Below are 20,958 nucleotides of genomic sequence, written 5' to 3' on the forward strand. Positions count from 1 at the left end.
GTCAATATGAGATCGGAACAGCCAAAGCGTAAGGAATTTCTAGATGTTCTTGTCGCTTTGAGACAAATCATCCGGGCAACAGACCTTCATTCAAAACATGTGATGAAGGTTTGTGGTCTTACTGTTCCGCAGCTGGTTGTTTTGCTGGCGATTGAGGAATTGGGGGCTGTGACTGTCCGCGAGATTTCACGCCATGTCTCGCTTAGTCAGGCAACCGTAACGACGATCCTGAACCGTCTTGAGGCGCGCGGTTTCATTACGCGCGCGCGCAATGCTTGTGACAAGCGCGTGGTAAATAGCAGCCTGACGGAGAAGGGGCGCGATGTTCTGATCAATACACCGCCACTGATGGACGGGCATTTCATGCAATCATATGAAATGCTGGGACAGAAGGAACGCGAGAAAATTCTGGCGTCACTGCAACAGGTCGCCCATCTGATGGCGCCTGATGATGTGGATCCGCGTCCGCCAACGGGTCGTAACATTATTTCTGCAGATGACGAACCGACCGATCAGCAATATGGAAATCTATTCAATGAAGACGCATAGACATGTCTGCACAAAACAAGGCGCAGATATCTCGCTGCGCCTTGCTTGATTTGTTCAGATCGTTTCTCGGGCAGTCAAATCTTAAAGCGCGCTTTCGACCCGTTCCGCGACGGCATCTGGCACCCATGGCTTCCAGATTTCAGGTTTCTGTTGCAGGAAATAAAGAGCGGCCCCTTCGGGTTTTTCGTTGTTTTCCTGCATATAGGCCAGCATTTCTGAAACCAGTGAATTACTTGTTTCGTAATGGGTCAGGAATGTGACCAGTTTGGGTGCGGATTTCATGAAGTCGGTATTGACGCCAACTGTCACCGTGCTTTGCGGATAGGCTGTTGCCTTGGTCGGGGCGGGATCGGTTTTGAGCTTGTCAAAAATCGCCGCATCATAGGCGGGTTCTTCAAGCCGGTAACTGTCATAAAGCCCCATGACCCACGTTGGTCCCCAATAATAATAAAGGGCCGGTTTCCCGCGTTTGTGGGCTGATGCAATGGCCGCAGAAAGTGCCGCACCTGTGCCAGGACGGAAGTTTGTGTAACTTTCATCAAGATTATAGGCGTGTAATTTTGCCGAATTGACCTTTTCACAAACCCAGCCCGACGGGCAGTTATAGAAACGTCCTTTGCCGGGTTCTTCGGGGTCATCAAAAAGATCGATATATTTGGGCAAGTCGGAAACCGACTTAAGACCCGGTGCCATCGGTTCGATCCCGCGTTCGGCGTTGCCTTCGACCACATAGCGTGGCACGAACCAGCCTTCGATTGCATCGTCAAAATTTACGCCGATCTGGCTTACGGTTCCTGCGGCTTCTGCCTTTTTCCATGCATCAGCAACATTGTCGCGCCAGATTTCCATGACGACATCAACATCGCCTTTGCCAGCCCCGGTCAAAAGTGGAATGACGTCGCCGGGCAGTGCGTCGGTTTTACAGCCATATCCCTTTTCAATAATGAAACGTGCAACGGCATTGTGAAACAGTGCGCTGTCATAGTTCAATCCGGCAAACATCACCGGACGATCTATTTCGCAGGACGTTTCCTGTGCCTGCGCGCTTGAACTGAATGTGGAAAATGCAAGGCCTGCGGCCATAAGCATTGCGGCTCCGGTAGGCAGGGTTTTCATCCTTCTGTCCCTTCGTGGTTGCGGTCCGGAATCGCATCAAATGCACCGTCTTTGCGGTATATGCGCGTGCTCAATTTGGTTTTGGTTTTATAATGAGCCAGACCGTGCCCCTGATACAGGTGGTGCAAGTTTAACCGTGGGTTCAAAAATCTTGCAACCCCCGGCATGTGAGATAACCGTTACGTGATGACGTTCGGTTGTCGGGATCATTGCATATCGCTCCTGACAGTTATGTCAGGAGATGTCAGGTAAACTGCTGTCAGTTCGCGCCAATATTCCTGTGAATTTCGAAACGCTTGTCGTTATGTTGGGCAAAACAAACCTTTGGGGCCAGCCATGATGCATTCCAGTCTTTTCGTTTTTGATATTGAAACCGTGCCCGATATCGATGTGCTGCCGCAACTGACCGGGGAAACCGCACCAGACCCCGAAACCGGTCGCAAGATGCTTGAAGAGTACCACCTGGAAATCACCAGTGGGCGCAATGGGTTCCCGCGCCAACCGTTTCACAAGGTTGTTGCGATCAGTTTCCTTCGGGCAACCATCCAGCGTGACGGTGATCTTGAGATGTACGAGCTCGAAGAGTTGCGATCAGGCGGAGAATTGTCATCCGAGGAAAAGGACCTGGTGAACGGGTTCTTCGCCTATTGCGGCAAGCTTTACCCGAGGCTTGTGAGCTTCAATGGCCGTGGTTTCGACTTGCCGGTCCTGAAATACCGGGCGATGAAACATGGTGTCACGGCGCGCTGGTTGCATCAGGCAACAAACAAGTGGGAAAATTACACCTCACGCTATGCGCCAAACTGGCATTGTGATCTGGCGGAAGTCCTGTCTGATTACGGGGCATCAGCGCGTACCAAAATGAACGAAGTCTGCGCGGCCCTTGATCTGCCGGGCAAGACCGGGGTTGATGGCAGTAAGGTCTCGGACATGTATGACAATGGCGAGATTGACGCTATTCGACGCTATTGCGAGACCGATGTCCTCAATACCTATCTGTTGTATCTGCGACATGCGCTTCATACCGGGCTGACTGATCGTGATGGCTATAATCACGCCATCAATTTGACTGTTGGCTGGCTTGAAGAACGGGCAGGGGACGTTCCGGCCTATCAGGAGTTCCTCGATGCCTGGCGTGTATCAAGTGGCGGATCCTTCAACGTTCTTTGATCCGGAAAACTACCGTGAATTAACAGTTTCTAATGTGTGACATTGTTCACACTTGTAGCGGTGCATTTGACAATGGCTGTTGAACTGCGTGCGGATTGCTCTTAATTGCAAGTGCGGTTGCAAGTGATTTGCAATTAGGTGGAATAGAGACGTAATCACGTTCAACAGGGATCGTTCAGATGGAATTCAGGAAGATTATCGGTGCTGCTGCATTTGGTGCGACGGTTGTTGCCGCAAGCCTTGCCAGTGCGCAGGAAGTAAATGTCTACTCCTTGCGTCAGGAATTTCTGGTTGCACCATTGTTTGAAAAGTTCACCGAAGAGACCGGCGTTAAGGTCAATGTGATCTTTGCTGAAAAAGGTCTGGTTGAACGCATCAAGCAGGAAGGTGCCAACAGCCCGGCAGATATCCTGATGACGGTTGATATCAGTCGTATTCAGCAGGCCGTGGACGCCGGTGTGACCGACAGTGTATCCAATGACGTGATCAATGCGAATATTCCTGCGCATCTGCGTGATCCGGAAGGTCACTGGTTCGCCCTGACCCAGCGTGGACGTGCTATCTATGCCTCCAAGGATCGTGTGGGCGAAGGTGAAATCACCTCCTATGAAGATCTTGCTGATCCGAAATGGAAGGGGCGCGTCTGCACGCGCTCGGGTACGCACGTTTATAACGTCGCGTTGTTTGCGTCGATGATTGCTGTCCATGGCGAAGAAAAGGCGCAGGAATGGCTTGAAGGCCTGAAAAACAACCTTGCCCGCAAACCACAGGGTAATGACCGTGGTCAGGTCAAGGCGATCAAGGAAGGCGTCTGCGATATTGCCATCGGCAATACCTATTATTACGGCAAGATGCTTGAGAATGAAGAGCAGCGCCCGTGGGCAGAGTCGGTAAATATCGTATTCCCCAACCAGAATGATCGTGGCATGTCGATGAATATTTCCGGCATGAGCCTGATCAAGGATGCTCCGAACCGCGACAATGCAGTCAAGCTGATGGAATTTCTGACGGGCGACGTTGCACAGAAAATCTATGCCGAGGTCAACTACGAATATCCGGTCAAGCCGGGTGTCGAGTGGGCGGAGAATGTCAAATCATGGGGCACGTTCAAAGCAGATAAACTGCCGCTTGCCGATATTGCTCGCTTGAATCCCGATGCGATCAAAATGGTCGATACCATCGGCTATAACGAGTAGGTCCTTTGAGACCTTGCAGTCGAGCTTCTTCAGGGGATGGCATCTTGCCATCCCTTTTTGCATTCATGCGCTGTGCCGGGAAGCGCCGGATTTGCAGATGAGGCGGCCCTTTAACATGGCTCATATGTGGTTTTGGGACTTGCAAGGAATGCCATCTGACCTTTAGTTTCGCCAGAGGCGAATACAAATCATTCCTAATTGCTGCGCATTCTTGCGGCGTATCTATCAAGAGGCATTCATGATCTTTCTGCGCAAAACGGTCTATGGTCTGGTCGCGGCTGCAATGGGGCTTTCGATGGTTCAGGCCGCACATGCAGCAGAAGAAGTGAATGTCTATTCCTTGCGACAGCCGTTCCTGATTGAGCCGATGTTCAAACGCTTTACCGAGGAAACCGGTATTCGCGTCAATACTCTGTTTTCGCAAAGCGGTCTGGTGGAGCGCATCAAGCATGAAGGTCGCAACAGTCCGGCGGACCTGCTCCTGACAGTTGATATCGGTCGTATTCAGGATGCGGTTGATGCCGATATTGCTCAGCCTGTTTCAAGTGATGTTCTCGAAGCAAACATCCCTGCGCAATTCCGTGACGAGAATGATCTCTGGATTGGTCTGACGACCCGTGCGCGCGTGCTTTACACCTCTATCGACCGCGTGGCACCGGCTGCGATTTCGACTTATGAAGATCTTGCCGATCCGAAATGGAAGGGACGCATTTGTGTGCGTTCGGGCATGCATGTTTACAATATCGCCCTGATAGCCTCAATGATCGCCCACCATGGTCTGGAAGACACCAAAACCTGGCTGATGGCGCTTAAGGACAATCTCGCGCGCAAGCCGCAGGGGGCTGACATTGATCAGATCGAGGCCGTTTCACAGGGGGTTTGTGATGTTGCTATCGGTAACTCCTACTATTACGGCAAGATGCTTGATGACCCGAACAAGGCGCCCGCCGCAAAGCAGGTAAGGATCGTCTTCCCCAATCAGGGCGACCGTGGCACGCATGTCAATATTTCCGGTGTTGCCTTGATGAAAAACGCACCAAACAAGGAAAATGCGATCAAGCTGGTCGAATTCCTGTCCGGGGATGAAGCGCAGCACATGTATGCTGATGTTAACTTCGAATATCCGGTCAAACCGGGGGTAGCCTGGTCCGAAATGGTTCGTTCTTGGGGAACCTTCACGCATGATGAACTGTCTTTGAACACGATTGCGGACAATCGCGGTGCTGCCATCCGTCTGATTGATGAAGTGGGATTCAACGAATAGGGGCAAAGCCCTTGATCATGACTGGTTGACCGGGAATATCGAGTTCTTTGGGTGAATTTCGTCTGAACGTTTGCCTTTGACGATCATTGCAGGCTATCAGAACCTGGCCTAACAGCTTCTTGAAGAAGTTGCCTTCGACGACTGAGACGGAAACTGCCTTGAACAACGCATGTCATACGCCAAAGGACGATGATATTCGTCCAGCCGCAGTCACAGAAACACTTGATCCGATGCGCATGCCAAGTGGCAATGTTGCCATGCGCTGGTTGCCGCGCGGGCAGTCGGCTCTATGGCTGATTGGTGCCTTTGTCATTGCAATGATGGTGGCAGCGCCGATCATTGCCGTCGCTTATCTGGCATTCTTTCCGACAGAGAATATCTGGCCGCATCTGGCATCGACCATGTTGCCACGGTATGTCAAGAATACCGCTGTTTTGATGCTTGGCGTTGGCATCGGGGTGACGCTGATCGGTGTATCGGCAGCTTGGGTTGTCACCATGTGCAAACTGCCGGGAAAACGGTTTTTTGAATGGGCGATGCTGCTTCCGATGGCCGTACCGGCCTATATTGTTGCCTATGTCTATACCGACCTTCTGGAATATGCCGGGCCGGTGCAGGGTATTCTGCGTGACATTTATGGGTGGCAGTCGGCTGCCGATTACTGGTTCCCTGATATCCGGACCAAGGGTGGGGCGATCATGGTGTTGAGCCTGACACTTTATCCCTATGTCTATATGCTGGCCCGCGCGGCTTTTCTAGCACAGTCAATTTGCGTTATCGAAGCGGCCCGTGTTTTGGGGCGTAGCGCCTGGAGCTCGTTTGTGACCGTGGCCTTGCCGCTGGCACGTCCCGCAATCGTTGTTGGTGTCGTGATTGCGCTGATGGAAACGCTGAATGATTTCGGCACCATCGATTTCTTTGCTGTTCACACTCTTACCGCTGGCGTTTTTAACGTCTGGCTTGGCATGGGGAATGCGGGCGGTGCTGCCCAGATCGCACTGACCATGTTGGCAGTGGTGATTGCACTTCTGGTGATTGAACGCTATTCCCGTCGTCGTCAGCGCTTTCATGACACGACAAACCGGTATCAGGAACTGCCGGGTTATGACCTCGGCCCGGTGGCCAAGGCTGGTGCGCTTGCAATCTGTATTTTGCCGATCGTTCTTGGTTTTGTGATCCCGTCAACGGTACTGATCTACTATTCAGTCGGCTATTTCGATCAGAGCTGGACGGCGGATTTCTTCGAGTTTGCAGGCAACAGCCTTCTTGTTTCGGGCCTTGCAACAGCGCTTGCCGTTGGGTGTGCGTTGTTTATGGCCTATGCATTGCGTCTGTTCCCGCAGCCGGTTTTGAAGTTCTTTGTTCGCCTGTCATCGGTCGGCTATGCCGTTCCCGGCGCGGTTCTGGCAATCGGGGTGCTTATTCCGTTTGCACGGTTTGACAATGCCCTGGACGCGATCATGCGTGATACGTTCGGGATATCGACGGGGCTTTTGCTTAGCGGGACAGTCTTTGCGCTTGTGTTCGCCTATGCCGTACGTTTCATGGCAGTGTCTTACGGCTCGATCGAGGCTGCACTTGGCAAAGTGCGGCCCAGCATGGATGATGCGGCACGAACCCTTGGCGAAAGTCCTTGGGGAACGCTCAAGCGTATTCACTTCCCAATGGTGCGCGGCGGCATTCTGGCGGCATCTGTTCTGGTGTTTGTCGACGGGATGAAAGAGCTGCCAGCAACCCTTATTCTGCGACCATTCAATTTTGATACCCTGGCGACCCACGTTTACCAGTATGCCAAGGATGAAATGATCGAACAGGCGGCTCTTGGTGCCTTGACAATTGTTCTTGTCGGCGTGGTGCCAGTCATTATGCTCAGCCGGGCGATTTCCAAATCCCGTCCGGGCCATGGCGGTAAATCCTGAACACTTAGCGTGTTCCAATCGGGTGAAGACAAAGATGCAGAATAACAAACCCGGACTGACATTGCTTTCAGAGGCGCTCGACATCGCATTTTCCGAAGTGCCGGTGCACCGTGACGTTGAAGACCGGTTTTTGACCGACTGTTACGGTGCGGTCCTTCGCCAAGATGTGACGGCCCGGGTTTCAGTACCCTCGGTCGATAATTCGGCGATGGATGGCTATGCGCTGCGTTTTGCCGATCTTGCGGCGATAAACGGGCCGGTTGACGTTGTTGGAACTTCGCTGGCGGGGCATCCCTATGAAGGAATCCTTCCGGATCGTTGCGCTATTCGGATTGCCACCGGAGCGGCCATTCCCGACGGGGCTGATTGCGTCATCATTCAGGAGAATGTGAGCGCGAACGAGGCTGAAACATGTATCGAGATCAGTTCCGATGTCATCGCACGAACGGTGTTGCATCAAAATATTCGATGGGCTGGTGAAGATATAAGGCAAGGTGACATCGTTCTGAAAGCAGGCGCCATATTGCGCCCGCAGGACGTTGCGATCGCCGCCGGTCAGGGCTATGGCAGCCTTAAGGTATCCAGACCCTTGCGTGTTGCTGTTTTTTCGACCGGTGATGAACTTGCAAAGCCCGGTGATCCTTTGCCGCCTGGTGGCATATATGACTCCAACCGCTTTGCGATGATTGGAATGCTGCGCGAGATCGGATGTGTGGTAACCGATCTGGGACTGTTGGCAGACGATTTTGACGTTTTGCGCAATGCGCTTCAGGATGCGGCGAATAGTCATGCTGTCGTGATGACATCAGGAGGCGTTTCTGTAGGCAAGGCCGATTTGCTCAAGCCGGTTGTCGATCAACTTGGTGAAATTACGGCCTGGAAGCTTGCCATCAAGCCGGGCAAGCCGCTGATGCGTGGTAAAATCGGTGATTGTCTGGTGATCGGGCTTCCGGGGAACCCGGTTTCGGTTCTGGTTTCGGGGCTTCTTTATGTGATGCCGTTGCTGCGTCATGTGATGGGGGCAGACAAGTCGCAAACAGTACCGGTGCGCATGCCGGTTCGTGCGGGTTTTGAATTCAGTCGGGGTACAGGCCGTCGGGAATGGTTGCGTGCCCGGCTGATTCAGAATGATGATGGTGAATTAGAAGCCGAGGCATTTGCTTCGACCAGTTCGGGGATGCTGTCATCCATGGTGTGGGCCGAAGGGCTTGTTGAAATTCCCGAAGATTGCGGCAAGGTGTCGAAAGGGGATGTGGTGTTGTATTTGCCGCTGCGCGGTTTGCAATAAACCATTCCAAAAGTGATCCATATCATTGCAATGACAGGGTGATTCCTGAAACCTTGCAGACTTGTTGACGTGCAGAAGGAAGAACAGGAATGACCGTATCAGTTACGTTTTGTGGTGCTGCTGGTGGTGTCACCGGGTCATGCTATTTGCTGCAAACCGATCATGGAAAGTTCCTGGTTGATTGCGGGATGTTCCAGGGCAGTAAAACTGTCCGTGAACTGAACTATGGTCCGTTCCCGTTCAAGGCCGAAGAAATATCGGCAGTTCTTCTAACCCACGCACATATCGATCACTCGGGATTGCTGCCCAAACTGGTAAAGGCGGGATTTGACAATTCCATTCTTGCGACGGAACCGACCTGTGATCTGCTGACTTATATGCTTCCGGATTCCGGATATATTCAGGAAAGCGAGGTCGAACGCCTGAACCGGCGCAATGCCCGGCGGGGACGACCGGAAGTAACCCCCATCTATACTCGCAAGGATGCAGAGCACACGCTTTCGAAGTTAAAACCTGTCGAATATCACGAATGGCAGGTTGTTGTCGAAGGCGTGCGTGCCCGTTTCTGGGATGCTGGCCATTTGCTTGGATCTGCCTCAATCGAGATTGAGTGCGCAGCGAAGGACAAGGATGCCAAGCCGACACGATTGCTGTTTTCAGGTGATATCGGTACGGGCGAGGCCGTGTTTAACGAGGCCCCCGAGGCACCGTCGGATATTGACTATCTGTTTGTCGAGACAACCTATGGCGATCGCAATCGTCCCAATCTTAATGACGAAGAACGTCGTGCCATGCTGGGCAAAGAAGTTCGCGAAGCATTATCAGCCGGTGGAAACCTTGTCATCCCGAGCTTTGCGGTCGCACGTACCCAGGAGCTTCTGGTTGATCTCGCACATCTGTTTAATCGTGGTCAATTGCCCGAAGCAAATGTCTTCATTGATAGTCCGCTTGCCCAGCACGCGACCGAAGTCTTTGCCCGGCATCTGAATGCAGATGATGCGCGTGCATTGGAACATCCCAAGTTCCACATGATTCCGGATGTCGAGGCCAGCAAGCAGCTTGCCCGCATCACAAGCGGCGCCATCATTTTGTCGGCCAGTGGCATGTGTGATGCCGGACGTATCCGTTATCACCTCAAGAACAATCTGTGGCGGTCGAATTGCACGGTGTTGCTGGTCGGTTTCCAAGCGGCCGGATCGTTCGGGCGTGTCTTGCAACAGGGGGCCAAGCATGTCCGAATTCACGGTGAAGAAATAGAAGTACATGCGCGTATTCGAACGCTTGATGTCTATTCCGGACATGCCGATCAGAATATGCTCTTGCGCTGGACACGTGACAGACTACCTGTGTCCAAGCGGATTTTCCTTACGCATGGTGAGGAGGGCGCGCGTACGGCGTTCCAGCATGTTCTGATTGCCAATGAGATCCCGGCTGAAAAGATTTCCATGCCAATGCTTGATGAAACGGTGACCTTGCAAAAAGGTACGCTGCATATCGTTCAGAACAAGCCCAGGCTCTCGGGCAAAGAACTTTCATGTGATGATTGGCATAATATGTATGCAGGCACGATTACGGCGCTTTCCGAGAAGCTACAGGGACTTAAAACAGGAAGCGAAAGGTGTGAACTGCTCGAAAAACTCTTGCGCGATATCCGGTCAGTGTGAGAGCAATTATCATGGGAAACCAATTGCAAGCCGGATTGGTCGATTACGGATCGGCTTGCCAATAAGAGATATGCTGTCACCCTGAGGTCAGGTTGGCAGAATATTTAGGATCACTACGCATACGGGCGGGTATATGTCTATCGTGGGGAACACCGGCTATCGGGTTCTAATTTACAGTCATGATACGTTCGGGCTCGGCCATTTGCGCCGTTGCCGGACAATTGCACACGCACTTGTTTCACGTCGTGATGATGTTTCAGTTCTGATTCTTTCGGGGTCGCCGATTATTGGCAGTTTCGAGTTCCGTTCGCGAGTCGATTTTGTCCGTATTCCGGGGGTTATAAAACTCTCTAACGGTGAATATACGTCGCTTAATCTGAATATCGATGTCGATCAGATTTTGGCGATGCGCGAGTCAATCATTCAGCATACTGCCGATGTGTTTAACCCCGACATCTTTATCGTGGATAAAGAACCGCTTGGCCTGCGCGGCGAGGTGGAATCCACGCTCAAGATGTTGCGTCATCGGCGCACCCGTTTGGTGATGGGCTTGCGCGATGTGATGGATGATCCGGTCAATCTGCGTGAAGAATGGGATCGCAAGCAATGTGTTCCGGCTCTTGCCGATCTCTATGACGAGATCTGGGTTTATGGTCTGCAGGAAATCTGTAATCCGCTTGAAGGTATCGATTTGCCTGAAGGTGTGGAAGACAAGATGGCCTATACCGGTTATCTGCCGCGTACCGCGACCCGTCGTCCAACGCCCGAGCACGGTGCCCTTGGTCTAGAAGAGCCCTATTACCTTGTTACCACCGGCGGTGGCGGGGATGGCATCAATCTGGTCGATTGGGTGATCAGTGCCTATGAGACCGATCCGACCATTGCTGTTCCGTCACTGGTGGTTTTGGGTCCGTTCATGCCTCCTGCCGAACAAAAAGCCTTCATGGAACGTGCCGAGAAGATCGATAAACTCTCGGTCATTACCTTTGATGCCAATGTTGAGATGCTGATGGACAGATCGGCTGGTGTCATTGCAATGGGTGGATACAATACGTTCTGCGAAATCCTGTCCTTTGACAAGCCGGCCGTAATCGTGCCGCGCACGGTGCCGCGACTTGAACAGTATGTTCGTGCGTCAGCAGCTGAAAAGCTTGGTTTGGTTAAGATGCTGACCGAGAAGGGTGGTCGTGATCCGCGCAAAATGGCAGATGCCCTTCACGGACTGATCAACCAGCCAAAGCCGTCGCATGTGACGGTGCCGAACCTGATGGGCGGGCTTGATCGCGTTGGCGATCTGGTTGACCGCTGGCTTCCGCCGCAAATGGCTGCTGAATAAGTATCACCGGGAACAGAATTAATGACACGCGACAATCTCGCAATCGTGGTGAAGGGGTATCCGCGATTGTCGGAAACCTTTATTGCGCAGGAAATTCTGGGCATTCAGCAGGCGGGTATCCCGTATCGCATCGTGTCTTTGCGTCACCCGACAGATAAAAAACGCCACCCGATCAATGATCGCATCACCGGTGCGGTCGACTACCTGCCTGAATATGTCTATCAGGAACCAATGCGGGTTCTGCGTGGATGGCTAAAGGCACGCAAGCTGCCGGGCTATCGTCGTGCTTTGAATATCTGGTGGCAGGACTATCGCCGGGATCGTACATCAAACCGTGCGCGCCGCTTTGCGCAGGCGCTGGTGATGGCAGCCGAACTTCCCGACGATATCACACGCATCTATGCCCATTTCCTGCATACCCCGGCATCTGTTGCACGTTACTGCGCGATCATACGGGGACTGCCATGGTCATGTTCGGCCCATGCCAAGGATATTTACACCAGTGAAGACTGGGACATGCGCGAGAAGCTGCGCGATATGGACTGGCTTGTGACATGTACGAAGGCCAATGTGGATTATCTGCGCCAGCTTGCAGAAGATCCTGAAAAGGTGAATCTGCTTTATCACGGTCTGGATTTTTCACGCTTTCCGGAAGAACTTCCACAACGCCCAAGCCGGGACGGTCGTGATGCCAATGATCCGGTAACGATCCTTTCGGTCGGACGTCTGGTGGGGAAGAAGGGCTATGATGACTTGCTCCGTGCGTTTGCCAAGCTTCCTGCGGATTTGCATTGGCGATTTATTCATATTGGCGGTGGCAGCGATGGCAAATACAAACAATTGGCGTCCGATCTCGGGATCGCCGCGAAATGTGACTGGCGTGGCGCACGTGATCAGAAGGAAGTCATTACAGCCTGTCAGTCATCCGATCTCTTTGTACTTGCCAGCCGGATCGAACAGGACGGTGACCGCGATGGTCTGCCCAATGTCTTGATGGAAGCACAGCTTTGTGGCCTGGCTGCTGTGTCGACCTCTATTTCCGCGATCCCCGAACTGATTGTCGATGGCGTGAATGGTAAACTGGTAACGGAACGCGATCCTGATGCATTGGCCAAGGCATTGGAAACGGTGATTTCCGACCCCGCCTTGCGCCATGAAATGGGCAGCAAAGGCAACGAAATCGTGCGTCGGGATTTTTCGTTCTATCGTGGTATGAAGGAGCTTGCGCACCGGTTTGGTGTCACAGACTCCAAAGATAACAAAACGATCACCCGACAACCCGAAGCAGTTTAGGAGACACGCGATTGCAGGTCGCCTTTTATGCGCCGCTGAAACCTGTTGACCATCCGGTGCCATCGGGGGATCGGCTGATTGCGCAGCTTTTGTGCGATGCGCTTGAGGTTGCTGACATGAAGGTCGACATTGCATCACGCCTCAGAAGCCGGGTTGCAGATGGCAATGGCCTTAAACAGGCGCGGCTTTCAGAACTCGGGGGCAAGCTCGCCGGACGGTTATTGCGGCAATATCAGTCCGGTTTTCGTCCACGTCCCGATGTCTGGTTTACCTATCATCTTTATTACAAGGCACCTGACTGGATCGGACCGATCGTTGCTCGTGCACTTGATATTCCCTATGTGGTCGCCGAGGCATCTTTTGCACCTAAAAGATCGGATGGTCCCTGGCGCCAAAGCCATGCCGCGGTTGAAACCGCTTTGCGTCAATCTGAAGCGGTGTTTTCATTAAACCGATCGGATATGACCTGTTTGCAGGATGTTTGCAGGGACGACGTTCTGCATTTCATCGCACCCTTTACCCATGTCGACCGCTGGATCGTTCAAGATCGTGCGGGCATTGATCCGGATTGCCTCAGACTGGTGACAACAGCGATGATGCGAGACGGAGACAAGCTGAAGTCATTTGCTGTCTTGGCGCGCGCGTTGGGGCGACTTCTGCGCATTGGTGTGACCAACTGGCATCTGACCGTTATTGGCGATGGCCCGGCCCGACATCGTGTCGAGTATCTCTTTGACGAGCAGGGTATCGCATCAGATCAGGTGAGTTTTTCCGGATTGTGTGTACCCGAAGAAACCCGGGATATCCTTGGGCAGTCTGACCTGTTTGTATGGCCAGCAGTAAACGAGGCATTCGGGATGGCGATGCTTGAAGCACAGGCGTCCGGCTTGCCTGTTCTGGCGGGAGATTCCGGGGGCGTGTCCGGTATCATATCAAACGGCACAACCGGCTGGCTGGTCCCGGTGGGGGATGAGGAGGCATTTGCTGATCGTCTTGCCAGTTGTCTGACCACGGATCTGGATGTACTTCGACCATTTGGACAAGCTGGTGCATCGAAGGCATCGCAGCATCACACTGTTGCTGCGGCGGCAAACATCCTTGGCACGTCGCTTCGCAAGATTGCCTGTGATCATCAAAGGGGCGGATAATGAAAGCCGTCCGATTTGCATTGCTCCGCCACGGTGTAACTGAGTGGAATGCTCAAAAACGCATTCAGGGACATTCCGACATATCGCTGAGTACTGATACCGTTGCTTCCTACCGGAAGCTTCGCCTGCCTGACGTTTGGCGTTCTGTTCCATGGTATTGTACCCCCTTGTCGCGTACCCGCGAGACAGCGGATGCCTTGTCCATTACGCCGGTTTCGCCTGAACCTGAGCTGATTGAAATGAACTGGGGGCAATGGGAAGGCAGAAGACTTCCTGAATTGCGTGCAGAACTTGGGGATACCATGCGCGAGAATGAGGATCGAGGTTGGGATTTTCGTCCCGATGGTGGTGAAAGTCCCCGCGATGTGTTGCAACGGGTCGAGGGATTCTTGAGTCGCTCACCTGTGCCGGAATTTGGTGCCATTACCCACAAGGGCGTCATACGTGCAGTTTATGCCACAGCAAAACCCTGGAATATGATGGGGAAAATACCCGACACGCTCGATTGGCAACGTTTGCATGTTTTTGAATGGAACGAGAAGGACGGGTTTTCAGTGTCCGAACTTAATGTGCCACTGATCGCTGTATCGGGGCTAAATGATGTCTGATGTCTTTGTTTATGTTCAGCATTTGCTGGGGATCGGCCATGTCAGACGCATGGCGTTGATCAATCAGGCAATGCGCGATAACGGGCTTTCGATCACCGTGGCGAGTGGTGGTGTGCCGGATGACGGGATTGATTTTGCCGCAGACCGGGTTGTTCAGCTTTCACCGTGTAAAACAGCAGACAGCAATTTCTCCGGTCTTGTGGACCCGAATGGCAATCTGCTTGGGGATGAGTGGAAAGAGTGCCGCAAGACAGAACTTCTTGCTGCATTCAAGGCTTCAGCTCCGAAACTGGTCCTGATCGAGATGTTCCCCTTTGGACGTCGGGCCTTTCGTTTTGAGCTGATCCCGTTATTGGAAGCCGCCAAAAAAGCTGGAATTCCAATCATCTGTTCGGTGCGTGATCTCCTGGTGCGCAAAAAGGACCCGGCCAAGACGCAATGGATGGGAGATATTGCGCGAAAATATCTTGATGCGGTTCTGGTTCATGGCGATCCACAGTTGTTTGGCTTTGATCGCAGCTTTGCCCAAGCCGACCAGATTCCTGATTTAATTGTTCATACGGGATATGTCGCACCAGCCATGAAAGCTGGTGCGACGGTATCGCGCGAAGGTGTTCTTGTTTCGGCGGGTGGTGGTGCTGTTGGCGCAGAGCTGATCGAACTTGCTATTAATGCCCGCAGCCATTCCTCAAAATTTGGACAATCGCGCTGGAATATTGTCACCGGACCGCATTTTCCCGCCGCACGTTTTGATGCTGTTGCGCGGAATTTACCAGAAGGCATCACTCTTCATCGTTTTCTCCCTGACTTTCGGGAACGTATGGCCGGGGCCGCAGTTTCTGTGTCACAGGCTGGTTATAACACGCTGATGGACGTGCTTGCGACCAGAACACCTGCTGTTATGGTTCCTTTTGCCGAGGGGGGCGAAAGCGAGCAAACAGAGCGTGCAGAAATTCTTTCAAAAGAAGGGGTTATTTCCCTGCTTGATCTTGATGGCCTGTCTGCGCAATCATTAGCAAAACAGATTGATCGCGCCAGCCAACCGACAAACGTAAAAATTGCATTGGATGGCGCGCAAAAGACTGCGTCAATTGTCGCAGGAATGATTAAGGGGCAGGTATGAGCGGTTGGGATCAGTTGCGCACGGAGCTTGATCTGTGGCAAGCCGAAGGCGGCGTTGCCACGGCTTGGTGGCGCGACGACGATGCTGTGACGGTGACCGCGGAACTTGAAACCATTCTTGCATTTGAGCAGGATTACAAAGTTCCGCTAGCGCTTGCAGTGATCCCGGCTCTGTTGGAGGACGCCCTTGTCGAGCGTCTGGTGGAAACCGTGGACACCCGTGTATTGCAGCATGGATGGTCTCATCAAAACCATATGCCGGAAGGTTGCAAAAAACAGGAACTTGACGACGTTCGTGATATCGGGGCGGTGGTTGCTGACTTGCGACAGGGGTTTCATGTTCTTGAAACGCGCTTTGGAAGCCGGTTCCTGCCTGTCGTGGTTCCGCCCTGGAACCGCATTGCCAGCGATGTTGTGGCGAGCCTGCACTCACTTGGGTTCCGGGGGCTAAGTACCTTTAATGCGCGCAAGACAGCCGAACCTTTCGAAGGACTTCTTCAGGTCAACACACATGTCGATGTCATCGATTGGCGCGGAACACGCGGATTTGTTGGTGAAGATGTTGCTCTTGCTATGATGGTCAATCACCTGAAAGCCAGAAGAACAGGGCAGGTTGACAGGGATGAGCCAACCGGCATCCTGACCCATCATCTTGTTCATGACGAACCAACGACCAAGTTTCTCGATAATTTGTTCTCTATGGAGCATGCTGCATTAAGCTGGCTTAGAATACCCGGGGTATTTCCATGGCAATAAGTCCCAAAGATCATTTGCAAGCTGAATCCGCTGAAGGGCCAACGACCCATGCGGATCCTGTTAAACCTGTCGGGGTGGGGGACAGTGATGTTCAGGTGATGGCTTACCCGGCCAAACTGATGGCGCCTGATCTGGCAAAATCAACTGTCGGCCTGTTGATCTGCGGTGTGATCGCGCTTATCCCTGACATGCTTGAAATCATTCAATGGACGGCGGCCGGTCTGGCATTGCTGTTCATCTTTTATTTTGCTCGAACCCTGATCAGGCTGCAGTCCAAGCTGTTTGTCTCTGAATACGGTATTCGACTTTCAAGCCTGCGCGGGGGGACGGCTTTTGCATGGCCGGAACTTTCAAAGTTCCGTTTGCGTTATTTCAGTACCAAACGCGATGGAAATAAAGGCTGGTTCGAACTGACGCTTCATGCTGGAGAAACCAAAATTGTCGCAGAATCAACACTGGACGGATTTGACGATCTGCTTGAAATTTCACGGGATTGGGCGAAAGATAACCAAATTCTTGTGGACGACGTTACAAGAACAAACCTGATGCGTCTGGATGAAGCTGAAACACTTGTTCTGGCTGCTGCGGCAGAGCGCTCAAATGGTGGTGCCAAACGAACATGACTGACATTCTGCGTATCAAGGATCTGAAAGTTGAGTTCGTCTTGCCGCATATGCGGGTCAAGGCTGTCGAAAACGTAAGCTTTCGCATCGGTGCGCAGGAAACGGTCGCTCTGGTCGGGGAGTCCGGATCAGGCAAAAGCACAATCTCGCAAGCAATTATGGGACTGTTGCCGAAATCAGCACAGATTACCAAAGGATCAATAATCTTCGCGGACCCGAAGAAACCGGGAACGCGTGTTGATCTTGCCATGCTTGATCGTTCGGGTGCCGAAATGCGTGCGATCCGCGGTGGTCGCATTTCAATGATCTTCCAGGAACCGATGAGTTCCTTGTCACCGCTTCATACCATTGGTGATCAGATTTGTGAGGCCGTGCGCCTTCATCGCAAGGTAGGCCGGGCAGAGGCCAACGAACTTGCAATCGAAATGTTGACCCTGATCGGGTTCCCGCAGCCAAAGAGGGCGCTTAAAACATATCCGTTTGAATTGTCCGGTGGTCTGCGACAGCGCGCGATGATCGCAATGGCGATGGTCTGTCGTCCGGCTTTGCTGGTGGCGGATGAACCGACAACCGCCCTTGATGTAACAATTCAGGCGCAAATTCTTCGCCTTATCAAGGAAGTGCAAAGCGAACTGCAGATGTCGGTTTTGCTGATCACACACGATCTGGGCGTGGTCGCCAACATGGCAGACCGGATGGTCGTCGTATATGATGGCCGGGTTGTCGAGGCAGGGAAGACCGATGATGTTTTCATCAATCCCGGTCATGCATATACCCGGTCACTTTTGGCTGCCGTACCGCATTTCAATATGGGCCCGGACGAGCGGTTGCGTCCTTTACGGGAAATCAAACCCAAAACCGGAAGTCTGTTTTCTGAAAGCAACCAGACAGATGGTACGCGAGATGCGCCGGAAATTCCGCCGTCACTTGCGTTGCACCCGGCCATGGCAAGCGAGCCTGTTCTTGCGGTGCGCCATCTCAGCAAAAGCTTTAGCACGCGCAAGGGCAACTGGATCAAATCAGAAGAACGGCTGGTTCCCGCTGTTGATGATGTGTCCATCACGGTTAATCGTGGCGAATGCGTCGGTCTGGTCGGGGAAAGCGGATGTGGCAAGACAACACTTTCCAAACTGATCATGCGGGCGATGGAGCCTGATACCGGTTCGATCCTGTTTCGCGGTGAAAGTGGTCAGATGACCGAGTTGACCGGTCTTGATGAAGATCAGCTCAATCCATACCGGAAACGGATACAATTCGTGTTTCAGGACCCGTTTGGATCGCTTAACCCACGAATGACAGTTCAGGATATCATTGCAGAACCAATGATCATTCACGGGGTCGGGGATAGTGCATATCGCAAACAGATGGTGCTTGAGCTGATGGATCTTGTCGGGCTTGATCCACGTTTTCTAAGTCGCTATCCGCACAGTTTTTCAGGGGGGCAGCGTCAGCGCATCGGCATTGCACGCGCACTTAGCCTGAAGCCGGATTTGCTGATATTTGATGAACCGACCTCTGCGCTTGATGTGTCTGTTCAGGCGCAAATACTTAATTTGTTGAAAGACTTGCAGCGTAATCTTAATCTGACATATCTGTTTATTTCTCACAATCTGGCAGTCGTCGATTACATCGCGGACCGGATTGCTGTGATGTGTGCAGGCCGCATTGTTGAGTCAGCCCCTCGCGAACAGCTGTTTAAGAACCCGGTGCATCCATATACGCAGGCGTTGCTGAATGCCGTGCCGTTTGCCGATCTGGATCATTTGCTCGACTTCGACAAAATTGTTGATGGCAAGGCATCTGATCCGGCACGCTGGCCAGCACCCTTTACGATCAATGACACCAGTGCACCCAAGATGATGCAATTTGCAGAAGACCATTTTGTACGCGCTGAACGTGCCGATTTTACGGAGGTCGCAATATGATCAAGCATTGTGCCAGTTCGACTGTATCAGCGCGCCGCATGTTCGGTGGCCTGATCATCGGGATGGGGCTTGTTGGTGCTTCTTTGATGCCGGTGAAGGCACAGGCAGAAGTTCCGTATTTTGAGGACGCTGTCGCCAAGGGTACCTTGCCGGCAATGCTTGAGCGGCTTCCGGAACATCCAAACGTTATTGATTTTGGTGCCGAGGATAAAACCATCGGAAAATATGGTGGTGAATTCGTCACCATCATGGGGCGTTCCAAGGATATCCGTATGGCTGTCGTATATGGCTATGCGCGTCTGGTCGGTTATGACCAGGACCTGAATTTACAGCCCGATATTCTCGAAGCACTGGACGTGAACGAAGAAGGTAACGTGTTCACGCTTCATCTGCGCAAGGGACACAAATGGTCCGATGGTAAGCCCTTCACTGCCGAGGATTTCAGATATTATTGGGAAGACATCGTCAATAACGACGAATTGTTCCCGGTTGGTCCGCCGCGCTTCCTGTTTGTTGGTGATGAACCGGCAACCTTCGAAGTTCTGGACGAATACACCGTTCGCTACAGCTGGTCGCAGCCCAATCCGTTTTTCCTGACCGAGCTGGCAGCAACCCGTCCGCCGTTTATTTATCGCCCGGCGCATTACCTTAAACAGTTCCATGAAAAATATCGTGACCATGATGAGCTTGAGCAACTGGTTCACGAACGTGGATTGCGTAGTTGGGCTGTCCTTCACACGGATCTGGACCGCCCCTATAAGCTTTCGAACATCAACCGCCCGTCGCTTGAACCCTGGCTGATCACAACGGAGGAACCGTCTGATCGGTTCGTGTTTGTGCGCAACCCGTATTATCACCGTGTCGATCCCGAGGGAAATCAGCTGCCTTATATCGACAAGATGATCTTCAATATCTCGAACTCGAAACTGGTGCCGGCCAAAGTTGGGGCAGGAGAGGTCGATCTCCAAAGCCGTATCCTGTCTCTTAAGGATTACACTTTCCTCAAGCAGTCCGAGGGCAAACAGAATTATCAGGTTCGCCTTTGGGATGTCGGTGCAGGTTCCTATGCGGCCCTTTATCCCAATCTGACATGTTCGGATCCGGTTTGGCGCGATGTCATGCGCGATGTACGTTTTCGCCGCGCCCTGTCGCTTGGGATCAACCGTACTGAAATCAACCGGGTTCTGTTCTTTGGGCTAGCGCAACCCACCAACAATACGGTTCTGCCAAAAAGCCCGCTTTTCAAACCCGAATATCGCGAGAATTACGTCAAGTTTGATGTAAAGGCGGCCAACGCATTGCTCGATGACATGGGCCTTGATCAGCGCAACGATGATGGCATCCGTTTGCTGCCTGACGGCCGCCCGATGGAAATCATCGTCGAGACTACTGGCGAGAATCCTGAACATGACGACATGCTCGAGCTGATTGGTGACAGCTGGCGTCAGATCGGCATCAAGATGTTTGTCAAAGGCTTGCAGCGCGAGGTTCTTCGTAATCGCGCCTATAGTGGCGAAACCATCATGTCGATCTTTAACGGGGTCGATAACGGTCTGGCGACGGCCAACTCTGTTCCATCTGAATTCGTTCCCGTACAGCAAGACAGTCTGCAATGGCCGAAATGGGGGCAGTATTATCAGACCGACGGCGAGGCAGGCGAAACGCCAGACATGCCCGCTGCCAAGGAACTGATGGATCTGTATCGCAAATGGCAGACCAGCAATGAAAAGGGCCGGAGGGAAGCCTGGCAGGGCATTCTTGATATCAACTCTGAAAACATGTTCTCGATCGGACTGATCGGCAATGTGCCGCAGCCTGTCGTCGTTGACAAAGACCTGCGCAATGTCCCGGAAAAAGGCATTCATAGCTGGGAACCAGGTGCATTCTTCGGGATTTATCGTCCGGACACATTCTGGTGGGACAGATAAGCCTTTTGAACCAATAACAGGGCGTTTTGCTGCCAACGAGGGAAGGGCACAAA

At 52.6% G+C, this 20,958-nt stretch carries 17 protein-coding genes; 16 read left to right on the forward strand and 1 reads right to left on the reverse strand.

Translation table 11 applies throughout. The annotated features are described in order from the left end of the window. The first annotated feature begins 6 nt into the window (after positions 1–6). Positions 7–549 carry a MarR family winged helix-turn-helix transcriptional regulator gene (locus ACTU44_RS11515; RefSeq protein WP_114097664.1) on the forward strand — a complete coding sequence of 181 codons (543 nt, stop codon included), beginning with the start codon at positions 7–9 and terminating at the stop codon, positions 547–549. Positions 550–630: 81 nt separating this feature from the next. On the opposite strand, the gene ACTU44_RS11520 is transcribed toward ACTU44_RS11515, so the two are convergent. Further along, complete coding sequence (locus ACTU44_RS11520) at positions 631–1,665, reverse strand: ABC transporter substrate-binding protein (protein ID WP_462095446.1); 1,035 nt, start codon at positions 1,663–1,665, stop codon at positions 631–633. A 336-nt stretch (positions 1,666–2,001) separates the two neighbouring features. Here ACTU44_RS11520 and ACTU44_RS11525 point away from each other — a divergent pair, with 336 nt between their 5' ends. The 15 genes from ACTU44_RS11525 to ACTU44_RS11595 all read left to right on the forward strand — a co-directional run bounded on the left by ACTU44_RS11525 (position 2,002) and on the right by ACTU44_RS11595 (position 20,905). Then, on the forward strand, positions 2,002–2,835 hold the full coding sequence (locus tag ACTU44_RS11525; protein ID WP_462095447.1) for a 3'-5' exonuclease: 834 nt from the start codon (positions 2,002–2,004) through the stop codon (positions 2,833–2,835). Positions 2,836–3,014: 179 nt separating this feature from the next. Beyond that, complete coding sequence (locus tag ACTU44_RS11530) at positions 3,015–4,031, forward strand: Fe(3+) ABC transporter substrate-binding protein (RefSeq protein ID WP_462095448.1); 1,017 nt, start codon at positions 3,015–3,017, stop codon at positions 4,029–4,031. A gap of 238 nt (positions 4,032–4,269) precedes the next feature. Next, positions 4,270–5,295: a Fe(3+) ABC transporter substrate-binding protein gene (locus tag ACTU44_RS11535; protein WP_462095449.1), complete on the forward strand. Its 1,026-nt coding sequence runs from the start codon at positions 4,270–4,272 to the stop codon at positions 5,293–5,295. A 158-nt stretch (positions 5,296–5,453) separates the two neighbouring features. Further along, positions 5,454–7,214, forward strand: coding sequence for an ABC transporter permease (locus ACTU44_RS11540; protein ID WP_114097785.1), 1,761 nt, complete (start codon positions 5,454–5,456; stop codon positions 7,212–7,214). Positions 7,215–7,248: 34 nt separating this feature from the next. After that, positions 7,249–8,502, forward strand: coding sequence for a molybdopterin molybdotransferase MoeA (locus ACTU44_RS11545; RefSeq protein ID WP_462095450.1), 1,254 nt, complete (start codon positions 7,249–7,251; stop codon positions 8,500–8,502). Positions 8,503–8,591: 89 nt separating this feature from the next. Further along, positions 8,592–10,166, forward strand: a complete 1,575-nt coding sequence (locus ACTU44_RS11550; RefSeq protein ID WP_336080741.1) for an MBL fold metallo-hydrolase — start codon at positions 8,592–8,594, stop codon at positions 10,164–10,166. A 133-nt stretch (positions 10,167–10,299) separates the two neighbouring features. Continuing rightward, on the forward strand, positions 10,300–11,502 hold the full coding sequence (locus ACTU44_RS11555) for a glycosyltransferase family protein (protein ID WP_462095451.1): 1,203 nt from the start codon (positions 10,300–10,302) through the stop codon (positions 11,500–11,502). Between the two features lie 21 nt (positions 11,503–11,523). Next, positions 11,524–12,795 carry a glycosyltransferase family 4 protein gene (locus tag ACTU44_RS11560; protein ID WP_462095452.1) on the forward strand — a complete coding sequence of 424 codons (1,272 nt, stop codon included), beginning with the start codon at positions 11,524–11,526 and terminating at the stop codon, positions 12,793–12,795. A gap of 11 nt (positions 12,796–12,806) precedes the next feature. Continuing rightward, positions 12,807–13,943: a glycosyltransferase family 4 protein gene (locus tag ACTU44_RS11565; RefSeq protein ID WP_462095453.1), complete on the forward strand. Its 1,137-nt coding sequence runs from the start codon at positions 12,807–12,809 to the stop codon at positions 13,941–13,943. Continuing rightward, the gene (locus tag ACTU44_RS11570; protein ID WP_462095454.1) at positions 13,943–14,551 is read left to right on the forward strand and encodes a histidine phosphatase family protein; all 609 of its coding nucleotides are present in this window, start codon (positions 13,943–13,945) and stop codon (positions 14,549–14,551) included. The genes ACTU44_RS11565 and ACTU44_RS11570 overlap by 1 nt, the downstream gene beginning before the upstream one ends. Beyond that, on the forward strand, positions 14,541–15,674 hold the full coding sequence (locus ACTU44_RS11575; protein WP_462095455.1) for a glycosyltransferase family protein: 1,134 nt from the start codon (positions 14,541–14,543) through the stop codon (positions 15,672–15,674). The genes ACTU44_RS11570 and ACTU44_RS11575 overlap by 11 nt, the downstream gene beginning before the upstream one ends. Beyond that, positions 15,671–16,429 (forward strand): polysaccharide deacetylase family protein, encoded by a 759-nt coding sequence (locus ACTU44_RS11580; protein WP_336080746.1) that lies wholly within the window; start codon positions 15,671–15,673, stop codon positions 16,427–16,429. Before ACTU44_RS11575 ends, ACTU44_RS11580 begins: the two co-directional genes overlap by 4 nt. Beyond that, complete coding sequence (locus ACTU44_RS11585) at positions 16,420–17,052, forward strand: hypothetical protein (RefSeq protein ID WP_462095456.1); 633 nt, start codon at positions 16,420–16,422, stop codon at positions 17,050–17,052. The genes ACTU44_RS11580 and ACTU44_RS11585 overlap by 10 nt, the downstream gene beginning before the upstream one ends. Next, a complete protein-coding gene (locus ACTU44_RS11590; protein WP_114097676.1) occupies positions 17,049–18,977 on the forward strand; it encodes an ABC transporter ATP-binding protein in 1,929 nt (642 codons plus the stop codon). The genes ACTU44_RS11585 and ACTU44_RS11590 overlap by 4 nt, the downstream gene beginning before the upstream one ends. Further along, a complete protein-coding gene (locus ACTU44_RS11595) occupies positions 18,974–20,905 on the forward strand; it encodes an ABC transporter substrate-binding protein (protein ID WP_462095457.1) in 1,932 nt (643 codons plus the stop codon). The genes ACTU44_RS11590 and ACTU44_RS11595 overlap by 4 nt, the downstream gene beginning before the upstream one ends. Positions 20,906–20,958 lie beyond the last annotated feature (53 nt).

It is taken from the genome of Thalassospira sp. SM2505 (assembly GCF_054901115.1).

What these genes read in the sequence shown, in the direction of transcription:
- ACTU44_RS11515 (WP_114097664.1), top strand. Translation starts at nt 7, where the DNA reads ATGAGATCGGAACAGCCAAAGCGTAAGGAATTTCTAGATGTTCTTGTC.
- ACTU44_RS11520 (WP_462095446.1), bottom strand. Translation starts at nt 1,665, where the DNA reads ATGAAAACCCTGCCTACCGGAGCCGCAATGCTTATGGCCGCAGGCCTT.
- ACTU44_RS11525 (WP_462095447.1), top strand. Translation starts at nt 2,002, where the DNA reads ATGATGCATTCCAGTCTTTTCGTTTTTGATATTGAAACCGTGCCCGAT.
- ACTU44_RS11530 (WP_462095448.1), top strand. Translation starts at nt 3,015, where the DNA reads ATGGAATTCAGGAAGATTATCGGTGCTGCTGCATTTGGTGCGACGGTT.
- ACTU44_RS11535 (WP_462095449.1), top strand. Translation starts at nt 4,270, where the DNA reads ATGATCTTTCTGCGCAAAACGGTCTATGGTCTGGTCGCGGCTGCAATG.
- ACTU44_RS11545 (WP_462095450.1), top strand. Translation starts at nt 7,249, where the DNA reads ATGCAGAATAACAAACCCGGACTGACATTGCTTTCAGAGGCGCTCGAC.
- ACTU44_RS11550 (WP_336080741.1), top strand. Translation starts at nt 8,592, where the DNA reads ATGACCGTATCAGTTACGTTTTGTGGTGCTGCTGGTGGTGTCACCGGG.
- ACTU44_RS11555 (WP_462095451.1), top strand. Translation starts at nt 10,300, where the DNA reads ATGTCTATCGTGGGGAACACCGGCTATCGGGTTCTAATTTACAGTCAT.
- ACTU44_RS11560 (WP_462095452.1), top strand. Translation starts at nt 11,524, where the DNA reads ATGACACGCGACAATCTCGCAATCGTGGTGAAGGGGTATCCGCGATTG.
- ACTU44_RS11570 (WP_462095454.1), top strand. Translation starts at nt 13,943, where the DNA reads ATGAAAGCCGTCCGATTTGCATTGCTCCGCCACGGTGTAACTGAGTGG.
- ACTU44_RS11575 (WP_462095455.1), top strand. Translation starts at nt 14,541, where the DNA reads ATGATGTCTGATGTCTTTGTTTATGTTCAGCATTTGCTGGGGATCGGC.
- ACTU44_RS11580 (WP_336080746.1), top strand. Translation starts at nt 15,671, where the DNA reads ATGAGCGGTTGGGATCAGTTGCGCACGGAGCTTGATCTGTGGCAAGCC.
- ACTU44_RS11585 (WP_462095456.1), top strand. Translation starts at nt 16,420, where the DNA reads ATGGCAATAAGTCCCAAAGATCATTTGCAAGCTGAATCCGCTGAAGGG.
- ACTU44_RS11590 (WP_114097676.1), top strand. Translation starts at nt 17,049, where the DNA reads ATGACTGACATTCTGCGTATCAAGGATCTGAAAGTTGAGTTCGTCTTG.
- ACTU44_RS11595 (WP_462095457.1), top strand. Translation starts at nt 18,974, where the DNA reads ATGATCAAGCATTGTGCCAGTTCGACTGTATCAGCGCGCCGCATGTTC.